This window comes from Variovorax sp., from assembly GCF_965279555.1.
GTDB lineage: Bacteria > Pseudomonadota > Gammaproteobacteria > Burkholderiales > Burkholderiaceae_C > Variovorax.
In genome coordinates, this window is sequence record NZ_OZ257247.1 from 3116271 (window position 1) to 3133689 (window position 17419).

Here is a 17419-nt window from a genome sequence, read left to right on the forward strand (position 1 = left end):
CGATGCTGGGGCCCCGCGCCGCCCACCGAGTTCGCGCCGCTCTGCGCATTGCGCTGAGCCACTATGTCGCGAGCGGGCTCACCGTGGCGCTCGGGCTGCTGTTCATCTCGGGCGGCATCCACCTGTGGCTGGGCACCCTGGCGGCCTCCACGGCCGCCACCGGCGTGATCGTCACCGCGCCGCCCGACCTGCCCGGCCCGCGCCGCGGCAAGTTCTTCCAGATGCTGCCGGCGCCGCTCATCGGCCTGCCGCTCTTCTTTGCGGTGCAGATACTGCACACCGCGCCCATCCGCCTCGGGCTGCTGCTGGTGCCCGCCACCTTCATGGCCTTCCTGGCCATGGCCTGGGGCAAGCGGGGCATCCCGATCGCCATTGCGGTGATGTTCTCGATGATCTTCTCCATGGCCACGCAGACCCCGCGCGACATGGCCGATGCACTCGAGCGCACCTGGCATTTCGGGCTGGGCGCTGGCCTCTACGTGATCTGGGCCACGCTCGCCAACCTGCTGCTCAACGGGCGCTTTCGTACCCAGTCGATGGCCGACGTGCTGTATTCGCTGGCCGCGCTGATGCGCACCGAGGCGGGCCAGTTCCTTCCCCACGACGACACCCGCGACGTGCGCGACACCCCCGCGCCGGTGCTCGGCCAGTTGCTGCGCGAACAGGCCGCGCTGGCCGACCAGTTGCAGGCCACGCGCGACATCGTGCTCGAATCGCCCCGCACGCCGCGCCGCCAGCGGCTGGCCGCCATGCTGGTGATCGTGCTCGAAATGCGCGACCAGCTGCTCGCGAGCGAGCTCGACCTCGACACCCTGCGCGCCCACCCCGCGCATGCCGCGGCGCTCGTCGAAATGCGCCAGGTGCTCGAAGAACTCGCCGACGAGACCATCGCGCTGGCCGATGCGCTGCTGATGCGCCGCCATCCCCCCGCCGTGGCGGACCGGCGCCCGCGGCTCGCGGCCATTCACGTGTCGGCCGACGACAGCGCAAACACCCACGGGGGCGGCGGCCACATCGGCCCCACCGCCGCCATGCTGGCGCGCGGGCTGGCCAGCCGCATCGGCCACATCAACGACGAGGTGCTGCGCCTGTCGGCCATGGCCCGCGGCGACGCCGAGCCCAACCTCGCCGTGGTGCGCGCCAACTGGCAGATGTTCGTGAGCCCGACCGACTGGTCTTGGCGCCCCTTCTTCACGCTGTGGCGCTGGGACCAGCCGCCGCTGCGCCACGCCATCCGCGCGTCGCTGGCCATCGCTGCCGGCTATGCCATTGCGGTGTCGATGCCGTGGGGTTCGCACGACTACTGGATTCTGCTGACCATCGTGGTCGTGCTGCGCGGCAGCCTCTCGCAGACGCTGGAGCGCCGCAACGCGCGCGTGGCCGGCACGCTGCTGGGCTGCGTGCTCGCGGTGGGGCTGCTGTCGGCGCATCCGTCGGCGCTGGCGCTGCTGGCCATCGTGACCGTGGCGCAGGCCATTGCGCACAGCTTCGCGGTGCGGCGCTACCTCATCACCGCCGTGGCTGCCACCGTGCTGGGCCTGGTGCAGGCCCACATGCTGAACGTGGGCGTGGCGCCCATCTTCGCGCTGTTCGAGCGCATTGCCGACACGCTCATCGGCGCAGCGCTGGCCTGGGGCTTCTGCTATGTACTGCCGTCATGGGAGCGCACGCAGCTTCCGGCGCTGGTGGCGCGCGTGCTCACGGCGCAGGCCCGCCATGCGCGCCTGGCGCTCGGCCTGGGCCAATTGCAGGCCATCGACAGCAGTCCCGAACTCGAATGGCGGCTCGCGCGCCGCGAGGCCTACGACAGCCTCTCGGCGCTGGTGCAGGCCACGCAGCGTTCGCTCTCCGAACCGCGCGCGGTGCAGCCGCCCTTGGAGCCGCTCGAACACCTACAGGCCCACAGCTACCAATTGCTCGCGCAACTGAGCGCGGTCAAATCGATGCTCGTGCTGCGGCGCGACCGCCTCACGCCGGGCGAAGTCGAAGGCCCCATCAGCCGCACTTCGCAACGAATCGAGGCCGCCATTGGAACTATGCCGACCACCGGCCCCTCTCACCCCGAGAGCGCCGGCTCCACCACCGTCGGCGGCCCGATCCCCCTGCCCGACCCGTTCGACAACGACATCAGCCCCTGGCTGCTGCGCCGCCTCGATCTGGCCACGGCACTTGCCACGCAGCTGCGCGACGACGCGGCCCGCATTCTTCAACCACTGAACGAAACCGCAGCACAAGCAAAGACGACCACCGCCTGATGATCAAAGAGATACTCGCCCACCCCTGGTTCGGCACATGGATTGCCGCCCTGATCGCAGTTCCCCTTTCTCTTCTTGCGCACCGTATCGGCGGCCTTGTGTTGAGGCGGATCACCCGCCCTGCCCCGACGATCCATTCGATGGTGGTCAGCTGCAATTCCGCGGCGCGGGTCGTGCTGCCGCTGCTGGCGCTCAACGTGGTGTGGCAGGGCGCGCCCGACGACCTTCACTTCATCGGCAACGTGCGGCATTTCACAGGGCTGCTGCTGATTGCCTCGACCACCTGGCTCGCGGTCAGGGCCATCAGCGGCTTCGCCGAAGGCGTGCTCGCGCAGAACCCCTCGGACGTGGCGGACAACCTGCATGCGCGCCGCGTGCTCACCCAGACCCGCGTGCTCGCGCGCACCGCCATGACGGTGGTGCTGGTGGCCGGCGGCGCGATGATGCTCATGACTTTCCCCGGCGCGCGCCAGGTGGGCGCCAGCCTGCTGGCTTCCGCCGGCGTGATCGGCATCGTGGCCGGTCTTGCGGCCAAGCCGGTGTTCAGCAACCTCATCGCCGGCCTGCAGATAGCGCTGGCGCAACCGATCCGCATCGACGACGTGCTGGTGGTCGAAGGCGAATGGGGCCGCGTCGAGGAAATCACCGGCACCTTCGTCGTCATCAAGATCTGGGACGAGCGCCGGCTGATCCTGCCGCTGACCTACTTCATCGAAAAGCCGTTCCAGAACTGGACGCGCCACTCGTCGCAGCTGCTGGGCGCGGTGTTCATCTACGCCGACTACGGCATGCCGCTCGCGCCGCTGCGTGAAGAGGTCGAGCGCATCGTGAAGTCTTCGCCCGAATGGGACGGCCGCTTCTTCAACCTGCGCGTGACCGACGCCACCGAGCGCACCATGCAGATCCGCGTGCTGTGCACCGCCGCCACTTCGGGCCTGGCCTTCGACCTGCGCTGCAACGTGCGCGAAGGGCTGATCGACTTCATGCAGCGCGAGTACCCGCAGTTCCTGCCCAAGATGCGCATCGAGAGCGAAGGCACGCAGGAGCAGGCCTACGCGGCCCCTGCGGTTCCCACCGCACGCTGATCGGCCAGTCCGGCCGGTGCCTGCACCGCGCGCGCCGGAATCGGCACCGACATGACGATCGACGTGCGCGTCTCGCCCAGGTGGTTGATGCTGCCGACGAAGCTCTCCAGATGCTCGATGTCGCGCGCGATCACCTTCATCACGTACGAGTCCTGCCCCGTCACGTGCAGGCATTCGAGCACTTCGGGCTTGCCCTCGAGCAGCTTCAGCAGCCGTGGCTTGTCTGGCTGCAGCGTGGTGATGCCGACCAGCGCCGTCACCGTGTAGCCCACCTTGCGCGGCGGCACCACGGCGCGGTAGCCCTCCAGCACGCCGGCCTCCTCCAGCCGCTTCACGCGCTCCGACGTCGACGGCACCGACAGGCCGACCTGCCGCGCCAGCGAGGTGAGCGAGGTTCGCGCGTCCTCTTGAAGCACGTCGAGGATCTGCCAGTTCTTGCTGTCGATTTCCATGGATTTCAGGCGTGAGTGAGGCGCAGGCTTCCGATTTCAGGCCAACGGGCCGATCGGCCTGCGCTTCGCCATTCTCTACAACGGGGCGGCTCGGGACAATTGCCGGATGGATTCCGCACTCTTCCTCAAGTCCCTCGTCATCGGCCTTTCGATTGCCGCGCCGGTCGGCCCCATCGGCCTGCTGTGCATCCAGCGCACGCTCGCGCACGGCCGCCTCATCGGCTTCATGAGCGGCCTTGGCGCCGCGCTGGCGGATGCGTTCTACGGCGCCATCGGCGCGCTGGGTGTATCCGCCGTCATTGCCACGATGGTGGCGGCGCGCGTGCCGCTGGCGCTGGGCGGCGCGGCGTTCCTCGCGTGGATGGGCGTGCAGTTGCTGCGCGCGCCCGCCGCCACCAAGGCGCGCGAGGCCGCCGACGCGACCACGCCGCTGAAGGCGATGCTGTCGGTGTTCCTGCTGACGCTGGCCAATCCGATGACCATCCTGTCTTTCATTGCGGTGTTCGCTTCCATCGCCACCGGCCACGTGAGCGGCGCGCCGGCCGCCGCAACCGTGGTGCTCGGCGTGTTCCTCGGCTCCGCGCTGTGGTGGCTCGGGCTTTCGAGCGCGGTGTCGATGGTGCGGCACCGGCTCAGCGACAGGGCCATGCAGGGCATCAACCGGTTTTCAGGCGTGGTGCTGGTGGGCTTTGCGGCGTATCAGCTCTCGACGCTGTTCATGCGCTGAGTCTTGCGCATCGACGGCAGCTCGAGCAGCGTGAACGCACGCAGCAGCCATTCGACCGGGCCGTAGGCAAAGCGCTGCATCCACCAGCGGCTCAGCAGCAGTTGCACCGCGAAGATCGAGAACGCAAACGCAAAGCTGGCAAGCGGCCCTACCGAGCCCATCAGCCGCAACCCGTAAGCCAGGAAGATCCACGCGCACACCAGCGACTGCAGCAGATAGTTGGACAGCGCCATGCGCCCCGCCGGCGCGAGCCATGCGACAAGCGCTCGCCCGCGCGGCGTCTGGAACAGCAGCACCAGCCCCGACGCATAGGCGGCGGTAAGGAAAGGCGCGGTGAGCAGGCCGAGCGCAAGGCCGATGACCTCGCGGCCGCCGCTGTCGCTGTTGCGCATGGTCGAGAGGCCATAGAACATGGCGCCCGGCACGCCGATGAGCAGCCCGCAGAAAAACAGGCGCTCGAACAACGCGCGGTGCGCGCCGGCGTTGGCCAGCAGGCCGCGCCGCCCGGCGATGAAGCCCGCCAGGAACATCGCCAGCGCCGTCGGTGCCTGCGCGAATGCGAGCACCACCCACACCTGCGCCAGCTCGCGCACATGCTGGGCGATGACCGTGGCCGGCGTGCCCCGGTAGGCGTGCAGAGCGGCCACGGCTTCGGCATAGAGGCTGCGCGTGTCGGCATCGACACCCGCGCGCGTCATCAAGAAACCGAGGCTGGCCCACAGCAGCGAGGTGAGCAGCACCAGGCTCACCGCGCAGCACGCCATGACGCCGTCGCCGCGCCGCCGCAGCAACAGCAGCACGCCGCCGATCACCGCGTAAGTCGTGAGGATGTCGCCGTGGTACAGCACCACCGCATGCAGCAGGCCCAGCACCCACAGCCCCACCAGCCGCCGCAGCATGCGCGGCGCAAAAGGCTTGCCGTCGCGTTCGGCCGACTGCATCTGCAGCGTGAAGCTGTAGCCGAACAGGAACGAGAACAGCAGGTAGAACTTGGTCTCGAACAGGAAAGAACGCGCGAACAGCGCCGCGCGCTCCACCGCCGTCTGGGCCATCGGGTCGGGCACGCCCATGCCGTAGAAAGGCGACGAGAAGGTCGCGATGTTCACCACCAGGATGCCGAGCAGCGCGAAGCCGCGCAGTGCATCGACCAGCGACTGGCGCTCGTGCGATGAAGCCACCGTGCTCATGCCGCCTCCACCGGGTGCAGGCCCACGACGGGCTTGCGCTTCTGCACGATGCCGTGGATGGTTTCCATCAACAGGCGCGCGCCCTCGCCCGGCTCGCTGTTGCGCCGCACCGTGAGCCCCACCGGGCCTTCAGTGCTGGCGGTGTCGATGGCCACGCGCCTGAGCTCGCCGCGCACCAGGAAGCCTTCGACCGCCCCCTGCGGCGCAAACCACACCGCGTCGGAGCGCTGCAGCAGCCCGATGGCGAAGCTGGTGTCGGTCGCTTCCACCAGCCGGTTGGGCAAGGCCACGCCCTGCGCAATGAGAAAGGCGTCCGCCGTGTGGCGGATCAGCGAGCCCGACACCGGCAGCACCAGCGGATAGCCGGCCAGCGCATCGAGCGCCGGCTTGCGCCGCGAAGCCAGCGGATGCCCCGGCCGCACCACCAGCAGCAAGGGCTCGCTGTAGAGATGCTCGAAGGCAAGGTCGGCCATGGCCGAGGCCTGCGCGAGGCGGCCCAGCACGAGGTCGATTTCGCCCTGGCGCAGCTGCGTCATCAGCTGCGCGTTGATGCCGCTGACCACCCGCACGCGCAGCGCCGGATGCGAGGCATGCAGCAAGGCGACCGCCTCCGGCAGCAGGTTGGCCACCATGTTGGGCAGCGCACCGACGGCCACGTGCAATTGGTCGGCCTCGGGCATGTCCATGGCCAGGCCCAGGCCTTCGCTCAGCCCGCGCAGCGCCGAGACGGCATGGCGCACCAGCACCTCGGCGGCCGGCGTGAGCTCGACACCGCGACGGCGCCGCAGCAGCAGCGGACGGCCGATGATTTCTTCAAGCTCCGCCACGGTCTTGGACACCGCCGGCTGCGTGAGCGACAGCGCCTTGGCGGCGCGCACCAGGTTGCGCTCCTGCGCCACCATCACCAGGCATTGCAGGTGGCGCAGCTTCAGGCGCGCAAAGTTCATGGCTGACATCGGGTTTCTCTGTGGGAGACGGGCTTTGAAATATAACCAACCGGAATACCTGGCAGAAGAGCTTTCAGTTGTGCCGGCCTTGCCGCCGCCCTAGAGTTGCCTCAGACAAGGAGACAAGCCAAGACATGACCACCGTTTTCAAGAACGCCCTGGGCGGCGCGCGCCGCCGCTTTGCCGTGGCCGCCGCCTGCGCGGCGCTGCTGCCCCTGGGCTTCTGCGCCACGGCGGCGCAGGCAGCCGACGCCCCTTACCCCACCAAGGCGGTGAAGCTGCTCACCAACTTCCCGGCGGGCGGCCCCATCGACATCCTCGCCCGCGCGCTGGCAGATGCGCTGCAGAAAGACCTGAAGCAGCCCTTCATCGTCGACAACCGCCCCGGCGCGGGCGGCAACATCGGCGCCGACCTGGTGGCCAAGAGCCCGGCCGACGGCTACACGGTGCTGCTGGGCATCGACACCACCTTCACCATCAACCCGCACCTCTATGCGTCGATGCCCTTCGCGGCCAAGGACCTGAAGCCGCTGATGATCTTCAGCTCGTCGGGCCTGAGCTTCGGCGTGGCGGGCAACGTGAAGGCGAAGACGCTGCCCGAGTTCATCGCGCAGGCCAAGGAAGAGCCCGCCACCTTCAGTTCGGCCGGCAACGGCAGCCCCGGCCACATCGCCGCCGAGATCTTCGCGAACGAGACCGGCGCCAAGATCACGCACGTGCCCTACAAGGGCAACGCGCCGGCGGTGCTGGCGCTGATGGGCGACGAAGTGCAGGCCGGCATCCTCGCCACGCCGGGGCTGCTGCCGCAGGTGCAGTCGGGCAAGCTGCGCGCCCTGGCCGTGACCGGCCGCCAGCGCTCTCCGCTGCTGCCGCAAGTGCCCACCGTGGGCGAACTGGGCCTGAAGAACCTGGAGTTCGAGGTGCTCTACCTCGCGATGGTGCCAGCCGCCACGCCCGAGCCGGTGATGCAGACGCTGCGCGCGTCATTGCAGAGGGCAATGGCGCTGCCCGAGATCAAGTCGCGCCTTGCCACGCTCGACATGGTGCCCCTCGGAGAAACCGGCACCGCCGCCAGCGACCACCTGGCCGCCAGCCTTGCGCGCTACGGCCGTATCGTCAAGGCCACCGGCATGAAGGTCGACTGAACAGGGCAGGAGCGCCACACCTGGGTAAACCAGGGCAATGGTTGATTTGAACAATCGAATGCAGCGTCTTCAGAATCGTCCGCAACCGCGGACCTCGCGGTCACACTCATTGGCCATTGCCTGAAACGACAAGGACCTGCACATCATGCTGCCGACCCACTCCCTCACCCGCCGCGCCACCCACCGCCTCGTCGGCATGCTGGCTGTAGCCGGCTTCACGGCGGCCTTTGCCACCGGTGCAGCCGCCCAGGCCAAGCTCGACACCCCGCTGCACATCGTCGTCGGCTATGCGCCCGGCGGCGCCACCGACCGCGTGGCGCGCGTGGTGGCCGACAAGCTCGGCACCAAGCTGGGCGTGGCGGTGATCGTCGACAACAAGCCCGGCGCGGGTGGCCGCCTCGCGGCGCAGCAGGTGAAAGTCACGCCGGCCAACCAGAACGTGCTGATGCTCGCCAACCCCGCCGTAATGGTGGTGGCGCCGCTGGTCTTCAAAGACAACAACTACGACCCCGACCGCGACTTCGTGCCCGTGTCGCACGTCAACGACTACGACTTCGCACTCGCCGTGTCGCCCACCCTGCCGGTGCGCGAGCTGAACCACCTGCTCGCATGGATGCGCGCCAACCCCGCCCAGGCCAACGTGGGCGTGCCCGCCACCGGCAGCCTGCCGCACTTCTTCGGGCTCATGGTGGGCGAGAAGGCCAAGGTGCAGACCCAGGTGATCGGCTACCGCGGCTCCGCGCCGCTGCTGAACGACCTGATCGGCGGACAGGTGCCCATTGCCGTCGACACCGAAGACGTGGTGCTGCCGCAGCACGCGGCGGGCAAGCTGCGCATCCTGGCGCTGTCGGGCGCCAAGCGCTCGCCGTTCGCGCCGAACATTCCCACCTTCAAGGAAGCCGGCCTCGACCTGGCCGCCACCGGCTGGAACACCTTCTTCGCGCCGACCACCATGCCCAAGGCCAAGGTCGAGCAACTGGCCACCGCCATCCGCGAAGTCATGCAAGACCCGGACACCCAACGCAAGTTCAAGGACTCCGGCATGACGCCGGTGGTCAGCACCCAGGCGCAGACCGTGGCCATGCTCAAGGCCTACCGCACGCAGTGGGCGCCCGTGGTCCAGAAGTCGGGCTACCAGCCCTGAAGAAGAACTCCAGGAGATATATGACCAGACCCAACATCATCTTCATAGTGGCCGACGACCTCGGCTATGCCGACCTGGGCTGCTACGGCGGCCGCGACGCCGCCTTCGGCCCCGTGTCGCCCGTGCTCGACGGCCTGGCCGCCAACGGCCTGAAGCTCACGCAGGGCTACGCCAACTCGCCCGTGTGCTCGCCCACGCGCTTCGGCATGATCACCGGCCGCTACCAGTACCGCCTGCGCGGCGCGGCCGAAGAGCCCATCAACAGCAAGAGCCGCGGCAGCACCACCCTGGGCCTGCCGACGGACCACCCCACCCTGCCTTCACTGCTGAAGGCCAGCGGCTACCAGACCGCCCTCATCGGCAAATGGCACCTGGGCTACCCGCCCACCTTCGGGCCGCTGCGCTCGGGGTACGACGAGTTCTTCGGGCCCATGTCGGGCGGGGTCGACTACTTCACGCACTGCGACTCCACCGGCCGCCACGACCTGTGGTTTGGCGAAGAAGACAAGGTCGAAGAGGGCTACCTCACCGACATCCTCTCGAAGCGCGCAGTCGACTACGTCGACCGCATGGCAGAACTCCAGAAGAAAGAGGACGACGCGCCCTTCTTCCTGAGCCTGCACTACACCGCGCCCCACTGGCCGTGGGAAACCCGCGACGACGCGGCCAAGGCGCCGAACATCAAAGACAACCTGTTCGACTTGGCCGGCGGCAACATTCATGTGTACCGCCGCATGATCCATCACATGGACGAAGGCATCGGCTGGATCATGGCCGCGCTGGAAAAGCACGGCATGGCCGACAACACCCTGGTGGTGTTCACCAGCGACAACGGCGGCGAACGCTTTTCCGACAACTGGCCGCTGGTCGGCGGCAAGATGGACCTGACCGAAGGCGGCATCCGCGTGCCATGGATCGCCCACTGGCCCGCCGTGATCGGCAAGGGCGGCGAGAGCCCGCAGCTGTGCATGACCATGGACTGGTCCGCCACCATGCTCGACGCCGCCGGCGTGGCGGCGCACCCGGACTATCCGCTGGATGGCGTCTCGCTGATGCCCGTGCTCAAGGACGCGACCAAAAGCTTCCGCCGGCCACTGCACTGGCGCATGAACCATCGCGGGCAGGAAGCGCTGCGCGACGGCGACTGGAAGTACCTGAAGGTGGACGGGAACGAGTACCTGTTCAACATCCCGGGGGATGAACGCGAGCGGGCGAATCTGGCGAAGAAGGAGCCGGAGAGGCTGGCTGCGATGCGGGCGGATTGGGCGGCTTGGAATGCGACCATGCCGGCTATTCCTGAGGATGCGACTGTGAGTCTTGGGTATTCGGTAAAGGATATGCCGCAGAGATAAAACTCAACTGCAGTCCCCACACGGTATGCAGGAACGAACTGCATACGGCCTTCGAGACACCAAAGCTCAAACCGGTTAGTACAGTCAGACTGCCTCTACTTGCCCTTAAATCGAAGCTCGCTGCCGACGCCACTGGCAGCCGCCCACTCTTTAACTTTCGTGCTTAAGACGTCTAAATATTCGACGTCCCCGTGCAGAGTCGCTGCGTCGAAAGGATCATGCTGTGCAGATTGCATTAGTTCGGCCAGCAATCCCTGAACCTTTGTCCGAAGCCCATCGTCGGCAGTGACTCGCATGTAGGCATTCAAAGGTTTGTCCTTGGACTCCTCGTCTCCACCAAGGAAGCGTTCGAAGTCCGGAACACTCACCCGATGGCGTGCCTCAAGACCCTGCGCGCGCGCCGTAAGCAAGGCGGCACGAATTTTCCCATTTTCCGTCCACATGCCGTTTCCGCCACCGTTCTTGTTAAACGGCGGGTCACAGTCATGTACGACACCGAAGTTGATCTTGAAGTGCGTGAGCACCTTGATAAGTGGAAGCAGGATGGCCTTTCCACGAGCTCGCACCACTGTGACTCGGTCTAGCAGTTCATCCTCCTTCTCCACGATTGCGGCGATAAATGCTGCATGTTCCGTGTCACCTTCAACAAGAACCGGATAAGAACCGAAGAAGACCTCAGCAAAGCTGGGATCGATATGCTGGAGCGCTTGCAGCCTTGCCTTATCGTCCCCCTCAAATGTGATGTCGTCGGAGCGATAGGTTCGTGGCGCGATCGAACTCTTTTCTATATCCGCATCGCGCTCCAATCGGACAATCGTTGTATGGTCTTCAAATGGATTGATGAAGTATGGCGAGTGCGTAGTCATGATGACCTGCCAGTCAGGACTCTCTGCCAACTTATAAAGGTGACGCTGCGCGGCTCGCGCGGCCAAAGGGTGCAAGGCATTCTCAGGCTCATCGATTAGCAGCAGATAGCCGGGCAACGCCGGGTCATCGCTGTTCTCCGGAATCGCACCCCCTTCATCATGGGCCGCCAAGCGGGCGACACAGCCTGCGATTTCCGTTTCGATTTCAGCCAGTTGCTCCGCACTCAACTCCTTCTTCTTCGGTTTCTTCTTCTTTTCCAATTCGGCGATCTCGGCTACCAGTTTCTTCCGATGCTCTTCGCGAATCTCTTTGTCCCGCGTCAGCTCATTGTGGACCTGAAGCATCGCCCAGAATAGAGCACGTCGCGCACCCGTGCCTTGTTGCCCCAAAGACGAATCGGTTTTCCCATCTTTTATCTTCAGCCCCGAACCTGATTTGACCAAGTCACTGATGTTCGGCACGAGAGGTGCAGCCCCAAATTCCAGTTTGACATCGAGTTTAGGAAAAACCTTTTGAAAGCCGCTTGTCACGCGCGCAGACACTGTGTTGAAGTCTTCCTGGTGACTCCCACTCAGCGACTGAATCTCAGTGGTAACACTTAAAATTGACTTGTGTAGAGCGGACCCGTCGTCACTACGAGCTTTTTCCAGGGTTGCGAGCAGCGGGGCCAATGCCAAAGTAAGCAAACTCCCCTCGGTCTTTCCGATGTCTTCCAACGACCCAATCCGCAACGGTCGAGGCAAGCGGGAACTGAAAACAGCATCCGCGCCGCCCGCCTTGTCCTCCGCCCATTCGCCTCCCTCCATTGCGCCGCCCTTCGGATCCCACGTCTCCCGCACCTTCGTGAAGCCGGGCGCCGCCCACTGCCAGCGACTCTTGACAATTAGCAAGCCATTCTGTTGAGTCTTCCAACGCGCATCAACATTGCCAATGCCTTCGGGGATGTGAACCTCAAGTTCAATCTCTGAAGGTTGCTCTTCTGTCGCGTGCTGATGTCGATCACGACTAAGGTCGAACGCTACAGAGCCTCGAGCAAGCTCATACGCACGAAGGACTGTGGATTTACCTGCATTGTTCCGCCCCACTAAACAAACGATATTGTCCAACTCGACGACTAGCCCTTCATTGTCGATACACCCAATGTTTCGGACGGTCATTCGTACGAGCTTTGATCTATTAGCGTCCACCACTTTTCCCTTCGACAAAAATTTTTCAATCCGTTTTATTTTTCCTAGCCAGACTGAATGCGTGACTCCCGAACAGTCGTTTCAAATAATTTGAGTGTTTGATGAATTTGCATCAATCAGTCACATAATCACCGGGCGACGCAACCGTCACAGTTGGGGCCAACCGAAACACGCATTCGACATACGGCTGAACCTCAAGCCAATCCGCTTGACGGTCATAGAACTGCGCAAGAACTCTTCCAACATCTACCGCTGTCGGCGGCCCAGAAGACCAATGGACTGAGAACGCAGCGCGAACATCTGCCGCGGAATGCTTGTCTGCATCCTGGTGGCTGTAGGAGTGGAATTCTCTGATCTGCCCTGGCGCTGCGTAGTCACTTGCGGCGCCCGAGCACTTTGCCCCCTTCGTGACTTGTTCCCGCTCGACATGCGCGCGAGAAAACGAATCCTGAACAGTGTGCAGAAGACTTCCAAACGCGACCGCACCTAGATAGGAAGGTTTTCTGATGTTCGGATTGCCTAGTGCAAAAAGGTCTTGCACGCTCCAGCCGTTCATACCGAAGACATCGCGAATGCCCACCACGCCTTGATTCGCAACGATGCCATTGGCGGGGATCTTTTTGGTCGCGACCTTCCACGTGAACTCGGCCCACATCATGATGCGCGCGTAGGTGATGTCCGGCGACTCACCATCGACCGAGCCCATTGCGTGAAGAAACTGCATGTCTCCGAAGTGGGACCGCACAAGTAGCGGCGCCGTCTTGGCGTTCAATACTTCACCGCGAGCAGCCCTCTTCTTACCGTCATAGAACACTCGCCCCCAGCACTCCGGTTGCACTACAAGACGCACCGTGTCTCCGGGCTTGCATCCTCCATACTTGCCAAATGAAGACTCGAACCGGAATGGCGGGTCGTCATTCCAACGCACTCCAGAGAGCACATAGGCCTGCGCCGGATCCCAATCAGGGTCGGCGCAAATGTCGGCGTCACCATCGCAATCCAATGACCGGTTTGCAATCTCCTCGTGGACCGGACTTCCGAACTTTCGAACGCCCAAGTCTGCGATCTTGCTGAGCAACTTATCTCCGGTCGGCTGCCCCTTCTTCGCAAGTTTTTTCTCGAAGGATGTTCCGTCCGGGGATAGCTCAAAGGCAAAAGATGCACCCGGCATCAACAGGAATGCCGCTATGGCTAGGCTTGCCGCTGTCCCGTGCATCTTTCAGTCTCCGTACTTCTTTGCGTTTCTTTTACAGCCCTGCGCTGACTACTGCCAAACGGCATCCAGCACTGGCAAAAACTTCAACTCTGCGAGTCGTTGAAACCCCTCAGGTGTGGGATGCAACTCATTGGCCCATTGATCCTCCGCCAAAGTACCTGTCGTCTTCAGCGCGACAATCTTTCCCAATCCAGGCTCTGCCGCCAATACGTCCTGCGCTTTACCAAAGGCAGCTACAAGATCTGCGAAGAGTTCCCTGCGCAAGGAGGTAGGGACTTGGCATTTCTCCATCGGCACCTTGAGCCAATCCGCCGGACCAAAAACGCCCTCACCGGTCGCGTAAGCGTCGTCATAGTTGTGGAGTACGACTGCGGCAGTTTGGTTATAGGTTCTGAAGAGTTTGATCAGCCTACGGTAATGGCCGATGATCTTGTCGAGTGCTGTCGAAGGCTGCCCATCCGAGTAGCAAGACGGAACCGTCTGACAGGCCGAGCAATTGGCCTTGATCAGTTTCGGAAAATTCTTCTGCCCCACGATGTCGTTTCCGCCACCGCTGAGTAAGAGCACCTTGACCAGAGGGCCGCGCGCATAGAAATGGAAAGTGGCCTTGATCGAATCGGCGTACTTGCTCTGCCACTCCGAAGCCTCTGAGCCGTTGTAGCCAGCCACGACTATCGACTGCAAAACGCGGCGCGTCGCAATCTCGCCGAGCAGGTTGTCGAACGGATACCAGAACCAGGAGTCGCCCACAGCGAGTGCTGTTGGAGACGCACCGCGCATCAGGGCATCTTGATGCCCATAGAACAAGTTTGGGATCGGCATAGGAACCCTCCTCGGCGCACGTTAGCTGAGAGGAAAGTTCTGGGGCATCCCGCTTTTGTGGGATGCCCTTCCGATCAGCCGATCCCGAGCGCCTTATCCCAGTCCGCTCTCTTGCAACAACATCTCCGCATCCCTTGCCAAATCCGCAGCAATCCAAAGCATGTGATCCCGATGCCTCTCCCCCGCCTCCTCGAACCATCCATTGCCGTCGCCATAGCAGCACCACAGCAGCGAGTTCAGCTGCGCTAGTTTGATTTCGAGTAGTTCCCTTGCCTCGTCGGGCGTCGGGGTGGGCGCGGTGGGCTTGGTGGTGCCGAGTGTGCTGCGGCGGGAAGATTTGGGCGTGGAACGCCCGGCCATAATTCGCTTAGCCATTTGGTGTGCTTGCTTTCGAAAGTTGGTGCACGTCATGTGGTCAGACGGTCAGGGTGTTTCCGCACCCTGGCCGTCGCCTTTTGTGCCTCACGTTCGCACCAGTGCACCGAGGAGCACCGGCAACCCGCCGTGAGGTAGGCGGTTCATCAGTTCACTTGGTCAGCTGTTGGGGAGAGCTCCTTTCACGATCAGTGTTCGTAGCCCACAAGGAGGGGCGTCTTGCGGCAGGGCATTCACTGTAGAGAAGCGAAGCCGCGCAAGAGAAAAGAATTCGTCGAGGACTTCTCGAATCGGCGAGATATCTGCCGGGGACTACAGCGAGACACAAAGCTATGACAGTTAGCGCGCGTTCCGCGGCCATGACCGCTCGCAGCTGGCCATCTGCAACGACTTGGTTCGTAGACCTGATTCAGCTGCATTCGCCGAATCGTTGGCTGAACAACACGAGTCAAGCATGCAGACAACAAGGCCAGCAGCGACGATCCGCCCCCTGAACGGGACTTTGAACGACACTGGCAGCAACGCCAGTCGGTCGGAGGCTGGCCTGAGTCAATGCGCTATCGCCTCTAGGGATGGTCTGCAAAACCGGCCCGAGCCTTGCATGATCTGAACCCATGATTGCTAAACGCGTAGTGCCGCCGAGTCAACTCGGCTTGGGCCTGAACCTGTCGACGAAGAAGACGCGCAAGCGCGAGTTCCTCGATGAAATGGATCGGGTGGTTCCATGGGGCGCGCTGGTGCAGATCGTCGAGCCGCACAGTCCACGGGCCAAGACGGGGCGCCCGCCCTTTGCCATCGAGACGATGCTGCGGATTCACTACTTGCAGCAGTGGTTCGGGCTGAGTGATCCAGCCATGGAAGAGGCGCTGCACGACGTGCCCCTGTATCGGGAGTTTGCCGGCCTGGGGGATGGCGCGAGCCGTCTGCCCGACGAGACCACCATCCTGCGGTTCCGTCATCTGCTGGAGGCTCATGACCTGGCCGTCGACATGCTGCGCGTGGTCAACGACATCCTGCAGGCCAAGGGCCTGATGCTGCGCACGGGAACGGCCGTGGACGCTACGTTGATCGCGGCGCCCAGCTCGACCAAGAACGCCGAAGGCGAACGTGATCCCGAGATGCATCAGGTCAAGAAGGGCAACCAGTGGTACTTCGGGATGAAGGCGCATATTGGTGTAGACGCCGCGTCGGGCCTGGTGCATACGGTAGTGGGGACAGCGGCGAACGTCAGCGACATCAACGTCGCTGGTGCGCTTCTGCACGGCGATGAGCACGCGGCATTCGGTGACTCGGGCTATCAAGGCGTGCACAAGCGACCGGAGGCCGCGGGGCCGACCTGGCACGTGGCGATGCGCCCGGGCAAACGCAGGCTGCTGAATCCGTTCATCGAACCCGAGTTCGTGGCCGAGCGAGTGGAGAAGATGAAGGCCAGCATCCGAGCCAAGGTCGAGCACCCGTTCCGAGTGATCAAGCAGCAGTTCGGGTTCACGAAGGTTCGCTACCGAGGCTTGATGAAGAACACCGCGCAGATCGTCACGCTGTTCGCGCTGTCGAACCTGTGGATGGCGCGCAAGCGGTTGATACAGGCCCGGGGATGAGTGCGCCTGCAACACTCGAATCGGGCTCGCCAAGCCCGCATGAGGAGCGTCTGACGCAGCAGATCGATGCTGGGGCTGCCCGATCTGATGGCCGCAATGGCTCGCCACCACACTATTCATTCAGCCGCGATCGCAAATCGCGTTTTGCAGACAATCCCTAGCTGAGCAGGAGAAAACCATGCACATAGTCGCCAAGTTCTACGAGACCTACAACATGTGCGCTGTCGTGGACGAGTTCTTAAAAAACACGTTGGACAACGCCTTGCTGCTAGAAGGCTTTCATTGCGATGAGCAATGGGCGAGCTGGTTGGCACCCTATCAGCGGTATTCAGTCTTCCATCAGTTCATCGAGTACGTTGTCCGTGGCTTTCACTCCGATCAAGCCGACGAGTTCGACATCGACAAGAACAAGCGGATATATAAGTCTCTAAAGGGGATTCCTGCAGCGATCTCCGATCTCAAGCCCCATAAATTGCCGATCGAAGAGGCTTTCAGTCATCACGGGATCGATCATCAAAGCTTCTTTGAATACTTGGCCGACATTGGCAAGGCATTCGAAGATGCCGATGCGAACGACATCTATGACTTCATGAACGAGATCTGGATATCAGCGGCATACGAGGACCTCATGAAGCAGACGGTCGATGAGGTCTTTCATGTCCTTTTTCAGAACCGCGAACTCATGTTGATGTTCAACGACTATGCATCAGGAATCCTAAGTCAGGGACATTGGGATCGTGTCGAAGGGCTTGATCGATCGCTTCTCGCTCCCAGCGGAACGTTGGCGAGAGTGCGCCCACCGAGGTGGGCCCAGCGCGCCGTGTTTTTTCGAGATCGTGGCCAGTGTGTCCTTTGTGGAAAGGATCTCAGCGGACTGGTGAGCCTCGAAAATTTCGAGAATTTCGATCACATCGTCCCATTGTCGGGATGGGGCCTCAACGACATCACAAACTTGCAGTTGCTATGTGCGCCGTGCAATCAGCACGAGAAGCGAGATGGTGGAGCAATCACCTCCGGTCGCTATCAATCGTGGTATTCAATGGAGGAGTGAGCGATCTAG

15 protein-coding genes are annotated in these 17419 nt (G+C 63.3%); 8 read left to right on the plus strand and 7 right to left on the minus strand.

The genetic code is table 11. The features are described 5' to 3' along the window. Positions 1-2: 2 nt before the first annotated feature. Together ACQY8B_RS14790 and ACQY8B_RS14795 are read left to right on the plus strand one after the other, a co-directional pair. Positions 3-2255 carry an FUSC family membrane protein gene (locus tag ACQY8B_RS14790; RefSeq protein ID WP_422087388.1) on the plus strand — a complete coding sequence of 751 codons (2253 nt, stop codon included), beginning with the start codon at positions 3-5 and terminating at the stop codon, positions 2253-2255. Then, positions 2255-3340: a mechanosensitive ion channel family protein gene (locus ACQY8B_RS14795; RefSeq protein ID WP_422087389.1), complete on the plus strand. Its 1086-nt coding sequence runs from the start codon at positions 2255-2257 to the stop codon at positions 3338-3340. Before ACQY8B_RS14790 ends, ACQY8B_RS14795 begins: the two co-directional genes overlap by 1 nt. Here ACQY8B_RS14795 and ACQY8B_RS14800 read toward each other — a convergent pair. Continuing rightward, a complete protein-coding gene (locus tag ACQY8B_RS14800) occupies positions 3307-3792 on the minus strand; it encodes an Lrp/AsnC family transcriptional regulator (protein ID WP_422087390.1) in 486 nt (161 codons plus the stop codon). The genes ACQY8B_RS14795 and ACQY8B_RS14800 overlap by 34 nt on opposite strands. Before the next feature lie 106 nt (positions 3793-3898). Here ACQY8B_RS14800 and ACQY8B_RS14805 point away from each other — a divergent pair, with 106 nt between their 5' ends. Next, positions 3899-4519, plus strand: a complete 621-nt coding sequence (locus ACQY8B_RS14805) for a LysE family translocator (protein WP_422087391.1) — start codon at positions 3899-3901, stop codon at positions 4517-4519. On the opposite strand, the gene ACQY8B_RS14810 is transcribed toward ACQY8B_RS14805, so the two are convergent. Together ACQY8B_RS14810 and pcaQ are read right to left on the minus strand one after the other, a co-directional pair. Next, a complete protein-coding gene (locus ACQY8B_RS14810) occupies positions 4492-5706 on the minus strand; it encodes a DUF418 domain-containing protein (RefSeq protein ID WP_422087392.1) in 1215 nt (404 codons plus the stop codon). The genes ACQY8B_RS14805 and ACQY8B_RS14810 overlap by 28 nt on opposite strands. After that, a complete protein-coding gene (pcaQ, locus tag ACQY8B_RS14815) occupies positions 5703-6662 on the minus strand; it encodes a pca operon transcription factor PcaQ (RefSeq protein WP_422087393.1) in 960 nt (319 codons plus the stop codon). The genes ACQY8B_RS14810 and pcaQ overlap by 4 nt, the downstream gene beginning before the upstream one ends. Before the next feature lie 125 nt (positions 6663-6787). Between pcaQ and ACQY8B_RS14820 the strand changes: the two genes are divergently transcribed. The 3 genes from ACQY8B_RS14820 (at position 6788) to ACQY8B_RS14830 (ending at position 10294) form a co-directional block, all read left to right on the plus strand. Continuing rightward, positions 6788-7798: a Bug family tripartite tricarboxylate transporter substrate binding protein gene (locus ACQY8B_RS14820; RefSeq protein ID WP_422087394.1), complete on the plus strand. Its 1011-nt coding sequence runs from the start codon at positions 6788-6790 to the stop codon at positions 7796-7798. 145 nt (positions 7799-7943) lie between these two features. Then, the gene (locus ACQY8B_RS14825) at positions 7944-8942 is read left to right on the plus strand and encodes a Bug family tripartite tricarboxylate transporter substrate binding protein (protein WP_422087395.1); all 999 of its coding nucleotides are present in this window, start codon (positions 7944-7946) and stop codon (positions 8940-8942) included. Positions 8943-8962: 20 nt separating this feature from the next. Beyond that, complete coding sequence (locus ACQY8B_RS14830; RefSeq protein WP_422087396.1) at positions 8963-10294, plus strand: sulfatase; 1332 nt, start codon at positions 8963-8965, stop codon at positions 10292-10294. Positions 10295-10389: 95 nt separating this feature from the next. On the opposite strand, the gene ACQY8B_RS14835 is transcribed toward ACQY8B_RS14830, so the two are convergent. The 4 genes from ACQY8B_RS14835 to ACQY8B_RS14850 all read right to left on the minus strand — a co-directional run bounded on the left by ACQY8B_RS14835 (position 10390) and on the right by ACQY8B_RS14850 (position 14761). Further along, complete coding sequence (locus tag ACQY8B_RS14835; protein WP_422087397.1) at positions 10390-12318, minus strand: ATP-dependent nuclease; 1929 nt, start codon at positions 12316-12318, stop codon at positions 10390-10392. 142 nt (positions 12319-12460) lie between these two features. Next, entirely contained in the window at positions 12461-13564 is a 1104-nt protein-coding gene (locus ACQY8B_RS14840; protein ID WP_422087398.1) for a hypothetical protein, read from the minus strand. A gap of 48 nt (positions 13565-13612) precedes the next feature. Continuing rightward, the gene (locus ACQY8B_RS14845; RefSeq protein ID WP_422087399.1) at positions 13613-14386 is read right to left on the minus strand and encodes a hypothetical protein; all 774 of its coding nucleotides are present in this window, start codon (positions 14384-14386) and stop codon (positions 13613-13615) included. Positions 14387-14479: 93 nt separating this feature from the next. Beyond that, positions 14480-14761 carry a hypothetical protein gene (locus tag ACQY8B_RS14850; RefSeq protein WP_422087400.1) on the minus strand — a complete coding sequence of 94 codons (282 nt, stop codon included), beginning with the start codon at positions 14759-14761 and terminating at the stop codon, positions 14480-14482. 614 nt (positions 14762-15375) lie between these two features. Between ACQY8B_RS14850 and ACQY8B_RS14855 the strand changes: the two genes are divergently transcribed. Further along, positions 15376-16359 (plus strand): IS5 family transposase, encoded by a 984-nt coding sequence (locus ACQY8B_RS14855; RefSeq protein WP_422087401.1) that lies wholly within the window; start codon positions 15376-15378, stop codon positions 16357-16359. Between the two features lie 178 nt (positions 16360-16537). Next, positions 16538-17410, plus strand: a complete 873-nt coding sequence (locus ACQY8B_RS14860) for an HNH endonuclease (protein ID WP_422087402.1) — start codon at positions 16538-16540, stop codon at positions 17408-17410. Positions 17411-17419 lie beyond the last annotated feature (9 nt).

Coding starts and splice junctions, on each gene's coding strand:
- ACQY8B_RS14790 (WP_422087388.1), top strand. CDS start 3: ATGCTGGGGCCCCGCGCCGCCCACCGAGTTCGCGCCGCTCTGCGCATT.
- ACQY8B_RS14795 (WP_422087389.1), top strand. CDS start 2,255: ATGATCAAAGAGATACTCGCCCACCCCTGGTTCGGCACATGGATTGCC.
- ACQY8B_RS14800 (WP_422087390.1), bottom strand. CDS start 3,792: ATGGAAATCGACAGCAAGAACTGGCAGATCCTCGACGTGCTTCAAGAG.
- ACQY8B_RS14805 (WP_422087391.1), top strand. CDS start 3,899: ATGGATTCCGCACTCTTCCTCAAGTCCCTCGTCATCGGCCTTTCGATT.
- ACQY8B_RS14810 (WP_422087392.1), bottom strand. CDS start 5,706: ATGAGCACGGTGGCTTCATCGCACGAGCGCCAGTCGCTGGTCGATGCA.
- pcaQ (WP_422087393.1), bottom strand. CDS start 6,662: ATGTCAGCCATGAACTTTGCGCGCCTGAAGCTGCGCCACCTGCAATGC.
- ACQY8B_RS14820 (WP_422087394.1), top strand. CDS start 6,788: ATGACCACCGTTTTCAAGAACGCCCTGGGCGGCGCGCGCCGCCGCTTT.
- ACQY8B_RS14825 (WP_422087395.1), top strand. CDS start 7,944: ATGCTGCCGACCCACTCCCTCACCCGCCGCGCCACCCACCGCCTCGTC.
- ACQY8B_RS14830 (WP_422087396.1), top strand. CDS start 8,963: ATGACCAGACCCAACATCATCTTCATAGTGGCCGACGACCTCGGCTAT.
- ACQY8B_RS14835 (WP_422087397.1), bottom strand. CDS start 12,318: ATGACCGTCCGAAACATTGGGTGTATCGACAATGAAGGGCTAGTCGTC.
- ACQY8B_RS14840 (WP_422087398.1), bottom strand. CDS start 13,564: ATGCACGGGACAGCGGCAAGCCTAGCCATAGCGGCATTCCTGTTGATG.
- ACQY8B_RS14845 (WP_422087399.1), bottom strand. CDS start 14,386: ATGCCGATCCCAAACTTGTTCTATGGGCATCAAGATGCCCTGATGCGC.
- ACQY8B_RS14850 (WP_422087400.1), bottom strand. CDS start 14,761: ATGGCTAAGCGAATTATGGCCGGGCGTTCCACGCCCAAATCTTCCCGC.
- ACQY8B_RS14855 (WP_422087401.1), top strand. CDS start 15,376: ATGATTGCTAAACGCGTAGTGCCGCCGAGTCAACTCGGCTTGGGCCTG.
- ACQY8B_RS14860 (WP_422087402.1), top strand. CDS start 16,538: ATGCACATAGTCGCCAAGTTCTACGAGACCTACAACATGTGCGCTGTC.